General features: G+C 68.2%; 10 protein-coding genes and 2 tRNA genes. 9 read left to right on the forward strand and 3 right to left on the reverse strand.

Going from position 1 to position 12040, the window contains the following annotated elements; genetic code table 11:
- Positions 1-328 precede the first annotated feature (328 nt).
- Together ACFV9O_RS12545 and ACFV9O_RS12550 are read right to left on the reverse strand one after the other, a co-directional pair.
- Complete coding sequence (locus ACFV9O_RS12545) at positions 329-2284, reverse strand: SpoIIE family protein phosphatase (RefSeq protein ID WP_385416068.1); 1956 nt, start codon at positions 2282-2284, stop codon at positions 329-331.
- A 550-nt stretch (positions 2285-2834) separates the two neighbouring features.
- Entirely contained in the window at positions 2835-3593 is a 759-nt protein-coding gene (locus ACFV9O_RS12550) for a GntR family transcriptional regulator (RefSeq protein WP_385416071.1), read from the reverse strand.
- A gap of 267 nt (positions 3594-3860) precedes the next feature.
- Here ACFV9O_RS12550 and ACFV9O_RS12555 point away from each other — a divergent pair, with 267 nt between their 5' ends.
- Genes ACFV9O_RS12555 through ACFV9O_RS12570 form a run of 4 tightly spaced genes read left to right on the forward strand, consistent with a single transcriptional unit; the run spans position 3861 to position 6878 of the window.
- Positions 3861-4115 carry a hypothetical protein gene (locus tag ACFV9O_RS12555; RefSeq protein WP_385416073.1) on the forward strand — a complete coding sequence of 85 codons (255 nt, stop codon included), beginning with the start codon at positions 3861-3863 and terminating at the stop codon, positions 4113-4115.
- Positions 4116-4162: 47 nt separating this feature from the next.
- Positions 4163-5536, forward strand: a complete 1374-nt coding sequence (repSA, locus tag ACFV9O_RS12560) for a replication initiator protein RepSA (protein WP_385416286.1) — start codon at positions 4163-4165, stop codon at positions 5534-5536.
- Between the two features lie 2 nt (positions 5537-5538).
- A complete protein-coding gene (locus ACFV9O_RS12565) occupies positions 5539-5739 on the forward strand; it encodes an excisionase family DNA-binding protein (protein WP_385416076.1) in 201 nt (66 codons plus the stop codon).
- Positions 5739-6878, forward strand: a complete 1140-nt coding sequence (locus ACFV9O_RS12570; RefSeq protein WP_385416079.1) for a tyrosine-type recombinase/integrase — start codon at positions 5739-5741, stop codon at positions 6876-6878. Before ACFV9O_RS12565 ends, ACFV9O_RS12570 begins: the two co-directional genes overlap by 1 nt.
- Positions 6879-6953: 75 nt before the next feature.
- Here the strand turns inward: ACFV9O_RS12570 and ACFV9O_RS12575 are convergent.
- Positions 6954-7024, reverse strand: a tRNA-Gly gene (locus ACFV9O_RS12575).
- Between the two features lie 156 nt (positions 7025-7180).
- Between ACFV9O_RS12575 and ACFV9O_RS12580 the strand changes: the two genes are divergently transcribed.
- From ACFV9O_RS12580 to clpX, 5 genes are all read left to right on the forward strand, one after another.
- Positions 7181-7257, forward strand: a tRNA-Pro gene (locus ACFV9O_RS12580).
- Between the two features lie 188 nt (positions 7258-7445).
- On the forward strand, positions 7446-8846 hold the full coding sequence (gene tig, locus ACFV9O_RS12585) for a trigger factor (protein ID WP_385416081.1): 1401 nt from the start codon (positions 7446-7448) through the stop codon (positions 8844-8846).
- Between the two features lie 352 nt (positions 8847-9198).
- The gene (locus ACFV9O_RS12590; RefSeq protein ID WP_385416288.1) at positions 9199-9804 is read left to right on the forward strand and encodes an ATP-dependent Clp protease proteolytic subunit; all 606 of its coding nucleotides are present in this window, start codon (positions 9199-9201) and stop codon (positions 9802-9804) included.
- A gap of 50 nt (positions 9805-9854) precedes the next feature.
- Positions 9855-10538, forward strand: coding sequence for an ATP-dependent Clp protease proteolytic subunit (locus tag ACFV9O_RS12595; RefSeq protein ID WP_385416084.1), 684 nt, complete (start codon positions 9855-9857; stop codon positions 10536-10538).
- A 143-nt stretch (positions 10539-10681) separates the two neighbouring features.
- The gene (gene clpX, locus ACFV9O_RS12600; RefSeq protein WP_318106826.1) at positions 10682-11965 is read left to right on the forward strand and encodes an ATP-dependent Clp protease ATP-binding subunit ClpX; all 1284 of its coding nucleotides are present in this window, start codon (positions 10682-10684) and stop codon (positions 11963-11965) included.
- Positions 11966-12040 lie beyond the last annotated feature (75 nt).

Raw genomic sequence — 12040 nt, forward strand, 5'->3', positions numbered from 1 at the left:
CACGAGAGGAAATCTCTCGGGGGTGTGTAGTGCCCCCCCTCTCCCCCCCCTGCCCGGAGCCGTACGGAGCGGGCGACGGGAATCGAACCCGCGTAGCTAGTTTGGAAGACGCCGTATGCGGATCGCGGCTGACCTGCCAAGTCCCTGACCTGGTCCGGAGCGCGACTGTCGCCGCTGTTCCCCGTGAATCCCCGAGAGATCCCGCTGAATCGGGCACGCCGCGGGCACGAGCCTGAGGCCGTCGCAGGTGTTCCCCGTTACTCCCGTCTGTGTCCGCCCGATCGGGCGCGCAAAGGGGACGACAGAGGAGCGTGATGATCACGGGAGTTCATCGTGTGCGTCGGACGACCAGCACGGCGAGGTCGTCGGAGTGCTTCATCGCGGTTGCGGCGTCGAGGATTCGGTCGGCGGTCTCCTGTGCGCTCAGTCCGTCGCGGAGGGCTTGGGCGGCCAGTGTTCCGGTCTGCTCCAGTCCGGCGTCGAGTGTGAGGTCCGATGCTTCGACCACGCCGTCGGTGACCATGACAAGCGCGGTGTCCTTGTCCAGGGTGAAGGTCTCCTCGGGGTAGTCGGCGTCCGGCAGGATTCCCAGGACCGGACCGCCCGGTAGCCGGCGGACGTCATGGCTGCCGTCGTCGTGTGCGCACAGCAGGGGCACGTGGCCGGCGCTGGCGCCGGTGACCCGTCCGCTGCGTGGATCGATGCGCAGCATGGTGCAGCTGGCGAACCGTGGTGCGTCCATCGCGACGAGCAGCTGATTGACGTGCGTCAGCACGGTTGCGGGGTCCGGCTCGTGGGAGGCGAATGCGCGCATCGAGCCGCGCACCTGTCCCATGAAGGCGGCCGCATCCACGTCGTGCCCTTGGGCGTCGCCGATTTCCACGGCCACGGCACCGTCTGGCATGAGGAAGGCGTCGTACCAGTCTCCGCCGATGTCGAGCCCGGTGCGGCAGGGCCGGTAGCGGGCGGCGACCTCCAGGCCCGGTAGACGCTCGGGCAGCGTCGGGAGCATGTGCTGTTGGACTGCCGTGGCCAGCTCGACGCGGGCCTGCTGCGATCTGATGCGCACCAGTGCCTGGCCTGCGAGCTCGGCCAGCGTGATCATGAAGGCGTTCTCGTCCGGGGACGGGCGGTGCCCGCTGTCGTAGGTCACCACCCAAGCCCCGAGCGGCTGGTCGCCGGCGGGGCCGAGGGGAGTGACCGACGCGGCGATCTCGGGGTTTGGCCACTGCAGGATCGGGTCCGCGTCGGGCCAGCGGCGGAGAAATTCCCCCTTATTGGCGAAGAACAGCGACTTGCCGGTGCGCGCCGCCTGGGCTATCGGGAGCGGGTCGTCCAGCGACAGGCGACGCCGGGTGGCGACTCGCATCGAGAGGCTGGCATCCGTGGAGACGAAGAGGTGCCCGTTGTCGACGAGCGCGAGCGCCGCGCCGGTACCGCCGAAGGTCGCGGCGAGCCGGGTCAGAACGACCTGCTGCAATTCGTGCTCGGTGGCTGCGCGGATGAGGGCGGAGGAGAATTCGATCTCGCTGGCGCGGCGCCGCTCGGCCCCCAGCGCGGCCAGCGTCTCCTTGCGGTGGGCCTCGTGCTGGGTGTCGTCGCGAATCATCCCGAAGACCTGCTCGGGGCCGTCATACCCCAGCTGGATCGGACGGGTCTGGCAGGCCAGCTGGTACCAGTCGCCGTGGTCGCTATGGAACCGCAGGCTGGTCCACGGGAGCTGGGGGGCGTCCGGGGCCAGAAGCCGTCGCAGGGAATCCCAGTCGTCGGGGTGGACGTGCCGGAGCACCCAGGGCAAAGACACCGTGGCCTCCGGGAACAGTGCGCCCACGGTGGCTGCGCCTCCCAGCCACTCGAGCTGCTGCACCTGAGGGTGGTACATGAACAAGCCGAGGCCAGCGGACTTCGCCGACAGTCGGAACGGGATCAGCAGGCTGTCGAGATCGTTCCGCACGTTCAACGCGTGCACCCACACCAGTTCCTCGCCACCCCTGGCGGGCGTTATGGGCCGCCCCTCGATGAGGGCGACCAGAGCTGCCCCGCCCGGCCCGGGAAGCTCCAGCACCCGCATCGCCAGCCTCTGCTTACTCGCATGGGCCACGATGCACTCGACCGCGCTTCGCTGACTTTCGGGCACCAGGTCCCATACGTATCGGCCTACACACTGCTCCTCCGGCCTGCCGAGCACCGCGGCCATCGCGGCGTTCAGGGAGCGGACGATGCCGTCCGGGTACAGCAGAGCTGACGGTTCTGCCCGTCGAAGGAGTTCGTCCGAGGAGTCCACCTGTCGCTCCTTCGCGATCGTCGAGTGAGCACCCTCACAGCTCCAATAGTCTCAGTCCAGTCATTTCATCGCTCTGTCGACGCTTCAAGGGCATAGGTGATGAAGTCTCTCTGACCTCCTCTTTTCGCAATGACTGCCGAGCCGACCGTCTTCTGAAGGCGATCTATACAAGTCGCAGTCAGCAGCTAGGTCGGCGTAGCGACTTTGGCCGGGAGCTGCTTTGGCGCGAGTGATCATGGCCCCTTACGCTGGCCCGCGGATCGGGCAGGCTTGTGGACCTGCCCGTTAGTGCCCGATGTGGGGCCATGATCTGCGAGGCTCGCGCCAAAGTGGCTGGCTAAAGTCGCGGAGCCGACCGCCCCAGCCACGACGTGTCCTGACCTCATGCCCCGTGTGCCTGTCCTCTTGGGCGGGAGCGGGCGGCCGGCGGTGCCAAACGGGGCGGAGACATGAGCGCGGGCGCCGCCGGCCGCCCGCGCCCGCCCGGAGGAGCGAAGCGACGACGGGTGCTTGATCGAGGTAGAGAAACCTGTAACAGGCCCGGGTGCCGTCAGGCGTCGAAGTCGTACTCCAGGACGTAGGAAGCCGAGTCGAGGACCATCTCGTTGACCTCGACTGCTCGCCCTTCTTCGGCGAAGGCTGTGCGGCAAATGAGGATCACGGGCGTGCCCATCGACAGGCTGAGCTGCGTGGCTTCCTCCTGATCGGGCATCCGTGAGCGGATCTCCTCGCGGAAGTGCACGGGCTTGTGGCCGAGTTCAGCGAGTCGTGCGTACGTTCCGCCCGGTCCGGTGTCGACCTGGGTGATGGCCGAGTCGGCGACAAGGGAAGCCGGAAGGTACGACGTGGCGATCAGTACGGGCTTGCCGTCGAGCACGAACCGCCGCCTCCTCACGCACACACGCTCGGCCTCGCCCAACTCCAGCACTGGGGCGACGTGGTCCGGAGCCTCCTCCTCGGTGACTTGCACTTGGTCTACGACCAGGTTCCGGTCCCCAAGATCGGCTGACCACACCGACCGGCCCGATCCCCACTGCTCCCGCGACAGTCGCTGAATACCTCGTCGCCTCAGAGGCTGAAAGGCGCGGACGAACACACCGGCACCCTTGCGGGCCTCCGCGAGTCCTTCGCTCTGCAGCACGCCGAGCGCCTGGCGGGCGGTCATCCGTGCGACCTCGTGCTGCGCCATGAGGTCGTTCTCTCCCGGCAGACGGTCTCCCGGCGCATACGTGCCCGAACGAATCGCTTCCTTCAGTTCGTTCGCGATCCGCTGGTACTTCGGCTGGCGGCCGTTGCCTTCAGTGGCCATAGCTCAGTGGTCCTCTCCTCTCTAGACACCTTAGGGCGGTGAAGGGCTCGCGCAGAACATTGGGGGCTTCGTAAGTCGACTGGCGGAGGCTCCTGCCCTGTGCTGAGTCAGGCATTCCGCATCGGAGGGCCCGATGAACCTTGACGTCTCTAGAGACGTGATGTTCTCTAGAGATGTCGGTCCGGCTTGCCGGTCGGCATGAAGAGAGCGGCGCCCCTACCGCCAAGCAGATGCGCCGCTCCCGTCCCCATGAAAGGGAGCCCCATCATGCCCGCCACGCTCTACGTATCGCATCCCGCGCCGTTATCCGCGCCGCTGTCTCGCACCGACGACGCTGAGGTCGTCCCCTCGCCTTGCCACGCCTGCGGGATCGCCGGTGGCGCGGACTGGGTGAAGGCGGACGGCGCCGGGATTCTCGTGCACAACGCTCGTGACCGTGAACGCTGCCCGGTAGCGGTTCCGTTCGATTGGGAGACGGGCAAGCCGCTGGCCAACCTCGTCCTTGCGGCGGTGGCCGCGTGACCCACCTGCCCGTGTCCCCGGCCGCTGTCGCTGATGTGGCGGCGGCCATGGGCACCGACCCGCTGACCCTGGTCGACCTGCTCCGGGTCGCCAACACGCCCGGCCTCGACCGCTGGCGCGAGCAGATCCGCCGCACCGGCGGCTGCTCCGACCCGATCCACCTCCAGGGCTGGACCATCACCAAGGACCGCACCACAGCCGAGACCCTGTACGCGTACTCGACCGAGGCGGAGCCGGGTGGCCGGTTGCGGGTCGCCTGCGGCAACCGCCGGGCCTCCCGCTGCCCATCCTGCGCCTGGACGTACGCGGGGGACACCTACCACCTGATCCGGGCTGGGATCACCGGCGACGAGCGCAAGGACGTTCCCACCGCCGTCCGCGACCACCCCCGGGTCTTCGCCACCCTCACCGCCCCGTCGTTCGGCCCGGTGCACAACCGCCCGGCCTCCGGCCGCTGCCGCTGCGGTGCCCAGCACGCCGAGGACGATCCCTCCCTCGGTACGGCGCTCGATCCCGAGCGCTACGACTACGCCGGGGCGGTGCTGTGGAACAACCACGCGGGGCAGTTGTGGCAGCGCTTCACGATCTACCTACGGCGTGAGATCGCGGCCCGCGCCGGTCTGTCCCAGCGCGCGCTGACGGATGCCTGCCGGGTCTCCTTCGGCAAGGTCGCCGAGTTCCAAAAGCGCGGCGCCGTGCACTTCCACGCCGTGGTGCGGCTCGACGGTCCGGACGGCCCGGAAACCGAGCCCCCAGCCTGGGCCACCGTCCCGCTCCTGGACGACAGCATCCGGGCCGCTGCGGCTCGGGTCGCTGTCCAGGTTGCAGCGGCCGGCGCCCAGCCCGCCCGCACCCTCAGGTGGGGAACCCAAGTCGATGTTCAACCCATCGGCGCTCTCGGCCGTGAGGAGCTGACCGAACGGGCCGTCGCCGCCTACGTGGCGAAGTACGCCACCAAGGCGGCCGAGACCACCGGCACTGTGGACCGCCGGATTGGCGAACTGCGGGAGCTGGACCGGCTGAACCTCCCGGCCCACACTCGGCGCCTGATCGAAGCCTGCTGGGAGCTGGACTCCGACTATCCGGAGCGGTTGCTGGCGCGCTGGTCGCACATGCTCGGCTTCCGCGGCCACTTCTCCACCAAGTCCCGCCGCTACTCCACCACCCTCGGCGCGCTGCGCCAGGTCCGCGCCGACTACCGCGCTCGCCAGGAACGCCAGGCCCGCGGGCTCCCCGACATCGACGACACCGAGGAGGGCTCCACGCTCGTGCTCGCCCACTGGACCTACGCCGGGCACGGCCACACACCCGGCGAATCCCTGCTCGCCGCCAGCATCGCCCAAGACATCCGACAGAACCGCGAACTGGGCCGGGAGCTCCGCGCCGAGCTGGACGCCTCCGACACCACGGGGGAGTGGTGACCATGGATCGACTGCTCACCGTGGACCAGGTCGCCGAACTCCTCGGTACCACTGTCCGGTTCCCCCGGCGACTCATCGAGGAACGCCGGATCACCTTCGTGAAGGTCGGTCGTCACGTCCGCATCCCCGAGCGGGCCGTTGTGGCATTCATCGAGGCCAACACCGTTGCACCGACCACCCGACGGCTGAGGAGCGTGGCCTGATGGCGGTCAGGAAGCGGTCGTTCGGCCGCGTGCGCAAGCTGCCCTCCGGCCGGTATCAGGCTCGCTACCTCGCCCCCGACGGCATGGACCGCCCCGCCCCGCACACATTCCGCACCAAGCGGGAAGCGGATGACTGGCTGGCCGAGAAGCAAGCCGAGCTGCGCGCGGGGGACTGGACCGACCCTGACGCGGCCAACGTGCCCTTCGGTCCGTACGCCGCAACCTGGATCACCGAGCGGGGCATCAGCGCTTCCACGGCCGACCTGTACCGGTCGCTCCTGCGGAACCACCTCGCACCGACCTTCGGCAGCGTCGTCCTGGTCGACATCACCCCGGCCATGGTCCGGGGCTGGAGGGTTGGGCGCCTCAACGCAGGGGCCGGCGCTTCCTCGGTGGCCAAGTCGTACGCCCTCCTGCGGGCTGTGCTCAGCACCGCCGTGGAGGACCGGCTGATCCGGCGGAACCCCTGCCGGGTCAAGGGCGCGAGCGTCGCTCCCACCCCTGAGCGACCCACGGCGACCGTCCAGGAGGTCTACGCCCTCGCAGGGGCCATACAGCCGCGCTATCGGGCGCTCGTCCTCCTGGCGGCCTTCACGGGGCTCCGCTGGGGCGAGCTGGTCGGGCTGCGCCGCCGGGATCTCGACCTCGCCGCCGGAACCGTGCGCGTCCGCCGGAACGTGGCCGAACTCCACAGCGGTAAGCAGATGTTGAAGGAGCCCAAGAGTGCTGCGGGTAAGCGCACTGTGGCCATCCCGGCTGTGATCGTGACGGACCTGGTCACGCACCTCGCGATCTATGCCGAGGTTGGCCCTGACGGCCGTGTGTTCATCGGAGCCAAGAAGGCGACGCCCCGCCGGAACCACTTCGGCAAGCTGTGGCGCAAGGCGTGCGATCAGGTCGGGATCAAGGGCCTGCACTTTCATGATCTCCGCCACACGGGGAACACCCTCGCTGCGGCGACCGGCGCCAGCACGCGTGAGCTGATGACCAGAATGGGCCACAGCACCGCGCGCGCCGCGCTGATCTATCAGCACGCCACGGCTGAGCGAGAGCGTCTGATCGGCCAGGCCGTGAGTGCGGTGGTCGAGCAGGCTCGGAAGCAAGATCAGGATCCGAACGGGCACGCAGCGGGCACGTAGGGTCGCGAGGAAGATTGGAAACACATCAGGGCCAGGCGGAGGAATCGACCTCTGACCTGGCCCTGAGCCGTTGAGAGCGGGCGACGGGAATCGAACCCGCGTAGCTAGTTTGGAAGACTAGGGCTCTACCATTGAGCTACGCCCGCGAGAATCGCGCCGCAGGTCATGGAGGCCGCGACACGAGGAGCATCGTAGCGGGTCCGTGCCGGTCGCCGCACATCCCATTCCGTACACAGCGGGTTCGTACGAAACAAAGAGGTCGGAGCACAGGCTGCGGGGATGTACCCTACGTGTCGCACCGACGGGGTGTGGCGCAGCTTGGTAGCGCGTCCGCTTTGGGAGCGGAAGGCCGTGGGTTCAAATCCCGCCACCCCGACCATCAGTCCTGATCGTCAGTCAAGATCACGTTGTGGGGCTCATCCCGCTTGCGGTTACTATGCAAGCTGTGTGCCCGTGTGTCTGACGAGTGTCTGAAGAGCCGGGCCCGATCCGCTGAGCCGCCGCCGGACATCACACCCCGGTGACCACAGCAGAACCCCAGAATTCAGCCACCAAGGAGACCGAACCGTGAAGAGCGCCGTGGAGACCCTGAACCCGACCCGGGTTCGGCTCACTGTCGAGGTGCCCTTCGAGGAGCTCAAGGACAGCCTCGACGCGGCGTACAAGAAGATCAACCAGCAGGTCACGGTCAAGGGCTTCCGCAAGGGCAAGATCCCGGCCCGGGTCATCGACCAGCGGTTCGGCCGCGGTGCGGTGCTGGAGGAGGCCGTCAACGACGCCCTCCCGAAGTTCTACACGCAGGCCGTCAACGAGGCCGATGTCAACGTCCTCGGCCAGCCCGACGTCGACATCACGGAGCTGAAGGACGGCGAGACGCTGGCCTTCACCGCCGAGGTGGACGTCCGCCCGACCATCGAGATCCCGGACTACTCCGGCATCTCGGTCGAGGTCGACGCGATCGAGGTCACCGACGAGGACGTGGAGAAGTCCGTGGAGCAGCTGCGCTCCCGCTTCGCCTCCACCTCCCCGGTCGAGCGCGCCGCCGCCGAGGGCGACGTCGTGACGATCGACCTCGAGGCCAAGGTCGACGGCGAGGTCCTCGCGGACGGCGTCGCCGACGGCGTGCAGTACACGATCGGCTCCGGCGAGCTCCTCGAGGGCATCGACGAGGCCGTCACCGGTCTGGAGGCCGGCGGCGAGGCCACCTTCACCTCCCAGCTGAAGGGCGGCTCCGCCGAGGGCCAGGACGCCGAGGTCACCGTCAAGGTCACCCAGGTCGCCGCCCGTGAGCTCCCGGAGCTCGACGACGAGTTCGCGCAGATGGCGAGCGAGTTCGACACCCTCGAGGAGCTGAAGGCCGACAGCCGCAAGCGCCTCGAGAACATGAAGGAGTACGACCAGGCCACCCAGGCCCAGGAGCGCGTCCTGGACAAGCTCCTCGAGCTGGTCGAGGTCCCGATCCCCGAGAAGCTCCTCGAGGACGAGATCAACACCCGCAAGCACAACCTGGAGCACCACCAGCTCGGCCAGATGGGCCTCGACCTCGCCAAGTACCTGGAGATCCAGGGCAAGACCGAGGAAGAGTTCGACGCCGAGACCAAGGAGCAGGCGGTCAAGGGCATCAAGACCCAGTTCGTCCTCGACGAGCTGGTCTCCAAGGAGAAGCTCAACGTCAGCCAGGAGGAGCTCACCGAGCACCTCATGCGCCGCGCCGCCTCCTCCGGCATGTCCCCCGACCAGTTCGCCCAGGCGGTCGTCGAGGGCGGCCAGGTGCCGATGCTCGTCGGCGAGGTCGCCCGCGGCAAGGCACTCGCCGTGGTCGTCGAGGCCGCGACGGTCACCGACACCAACGGTGAGGTCATCGACCTGAGCGACGAGGACGAGGTCGAGGAGGCCACCGAGGTCGCCGCCGCGGCCACCGGTGACGCCGACGCCGCGAAGGACGACGAGGAGAAGACCGAGGCCTGAGCCTCGCGCTGAACCCCGTACGACGGGCCCGGCCGCGCCCTGTGCGCGCCCGGGCCCGTCGTCGTAACACGCCGCGCGCACCGCACCCGGGCGGATCTCCGCGGAGCCCTCTGACGTGGGCGTACGCGGGGCGCTGACGTCGGCATACGCGACGCTCGAACGCCCCCGTACCTTGCGCTCCCAGCGAACAGTTCGGGAAGCGGGATGGCGCCCGCCCACCAGCGCGTTAGGGTCCATGAATACGAGGGTTGGGGAGTACCCGCCCCGGGGATCTTCCAGCCCCCCGTAGTACGAAGACGCTGAGACGGCCGCAGCCGTCAGAGACGAGCAGGTGGATTACGTGACGAATCTGATGCCTAACGCCGCCGGTGAGCCGTCCATCGGTGGAGGCCTCGGCGACCAGGTCTACAGCCGACTGCTCGGCGAGCGCATCATCTTCCTGGGCCAGCAGGTCGACGACGACATCGCCAACAAGATCACGGCGCAGCTCCTTCTCCTGGCCGCAGACCCCGAGAAGGACATCTACCTCTACATCAACAGCCCCGGTGGCTCGGTGACGGCCGGCATGGCGATCTACGACACCATGCAGTACATCCCGAACGACGTCGTCACCATCGGCATGGGCATGGCCGCCTCCATGGGCCAGTTCCTGCTCACCGGCGGCACCGCGGGCAAGCGCTTCGCGCTCCCGCACACCGACATCCTGATGCACCAGGGCTCCGCCGGCATCGGCGGTACCGCATCGGACATCAAGATCCAGGCCGAGTACCTGCTCCGCACCAAGAAGCGCATGGCGGAGATCACCGCCCACCACTCCGGCCAGACCGTCGAGACGATCATCCGCGACGGCGACCGCGACCGCTGGTTCACCGCCGAGGAAGCCAAGGGCTACGGGCTCATCGACGAGATCATCTCCCTCGCTTCGGGCGTTCCGGGCGGTGGCGGCACCGGGGCCTGAGCCCCGCGCGCCCGCCCAACCGGACCCTCAGCCCGCCGAACGCCACCAGGATGGTGAACACCGACATGCACATGCAGAACAATCTCTCCGCGAGCGGCCTCTACACGGGCCCGCAGGTGGACAACCGCTACGTCGTCCCCCGCTTCGTCGAGCGCACCTCGCAGGGCGTGCGCGAGTACGACCCGTACGCGAAGCTCTTCGAGGAGCGCGTGATCTTCCTCGGCGTCCAGATCGACGACGCCTCCGCCAACGACGTCATGGCGCAGCTGCTGTGCCTGGAGTCGATGGACCCGGACCGCGACATCTCGATCTACATCAACAGCCCCGGTGGCTCCTTCACCGCGCTGACCGCCATCTACGACACGATGCAGTTCGTGAAGCCGGACATCCAGACGGTCTGCATGGGCCAGGCGGCCTCCGCCGCCGCCGTCCTGCTCGCCGCGGGCACCCCCGGCAAGCGGATGGCCCTGCCGCACGCCCGCGTGCTGATCCACCAGCCGTCCTCGCAGACCGGCCGGGAGCAGCTCTCCGACCTGGAGATCGCGGCCAACGAGATCCTGCGCATGCGCGAGCAGCTGGAGGAGATGCTGGCCAAGCACTCGTCCACGCCGATCGAGAAGGTCCGCGAGGACATCGAGCGCGACAAGATCCTGACCGCCGAGGACGCCCTCGCGTACGGCCTGGTCGACCAGATCGTGTCGACCCGCAAGAGCACGGCCGCAGCGGCCGCCTGACGCCCGACCTTCCCTTGGCGCGGTACACGTCAATGTGAACCGTGCCAAGGGGGGCCCGAACGAGGGGCCCGGCAAGGTACCGTCGGATATGAGGCACCAGGAGCCGCTGAACCAAGCGCTCCCAGGCGAAGGGGAAGCACCTCGTGGCACGCATCGGTGATGGCGGCGACCTGCTCAAGTGCTCGTTCTGCGGAAAGAGCCAGAAGCAGGTGAAGAAGCTCATCGCAGGCCCCGGGGTGTACATCTGCGACGAGTGCATCGACCTCTGCAACGAGATCATCGAGGAGGAGCTCGCCGAGACCTCCGAGGTGCGGTGGGAGGAACTCCCCAAGCCGCGCGAGATCTACGAGTTCCTCGAGGGGTACGTCGTCGGGCAGGAGCCCGCGAAGAAGGCGCTCTCGGTCGCGGTGTACAACCACTACAAGCGCGTCCAGGCCGGCGAGAACGGCGGCGCGCAGGGCCGCGACGACGCGATCGAACTGGCCAAGTCCAACATCCTCCTGCTCGGCCCCACCGGCTCCGGCAAGACGCTCCTGGCCCAGACCCTGGCCCGGATGCTCAACGTCCCGTTCGCCATCGCCGACGCGACGGCGCTCACGGAGGCGGGCTATGTCGGCGAGGACGTCGAGAACATCCTCCTCAAGCTGATCCAGGCCGCCGACTACGACGTCAAGAAGGCCGAGACCGGGATCATCTACATCGACGAGATCGACAAGGTCGCCCGCAAGAGCGAAAACCCGTCGATCACCCGGGATGTGAGCGGTGAGGGCGTCCAGCAGGCCCTGTTGAAGATCCTCGAGGGCACGACCGCCTCCGTACCCCCGCAGGGCGGCCGGAAGCACCCCCACCAGGAATTCATCCAGATCGACACGACCAACGTGCTCTTCATCGTGGGCGGCGCCTTCGCCGGCCTGGAGAAGATCATCGAGTCGCGGGCCGGGGCGAAGGGCATCGGCTTCGGCGCCACGATCCGCTCCAAGCGGGAGATCGAGGCGAGCGACCAGTTCCAGGAGGTCATGCCCGAGGACCTGGTGAAGTTCGGCATGATCCCCGAATTCATCGGCCGCCTCCCGGTGATCACCTCGGTCCACAACCTCGACCGCGAGGCGCTCCTCAAGATCCTGGTCGAGCCGCGCAACGCCCTGGTCAAGCAGTACCAGCGGTTGTTCGAACTCGACGGCGTCGAGCTGGACTTCGACCGCCCCGCGCTTGAGGCCATCGCCGACCAGGCCATCCTCCGTGGCACGGGCGCACGCGGCCTGCGCGCCATCATGGAGGAAGTCCTGATGTCCGTGATGTACGAGGTGCCTTCACGCAAGGACGTGGCCCGCGTCGTCATCACGGCGGACGTGGTCCACAACAACGTGAACCCGACGCTGGTGCCGAGGATCGTGAAGAACGACGGCCGCCACGAGAAGAGCGCGTAGCGCTCGACCGCACATACGCGAGGGGCGGGAAGGAGGGGAGGGGGGGGGAGAGGAAGGGGGCAAAGGGGAGCGGGA

Source organism: Streptomyces sp. NPDC059909, from assembly GCF_042730885.1.
Taxonomy (GTDB): Bacteria; Actinomycetota; Actinomycetes; order Streptomycetales; family Streptomycetaceae; genus Streptomyces.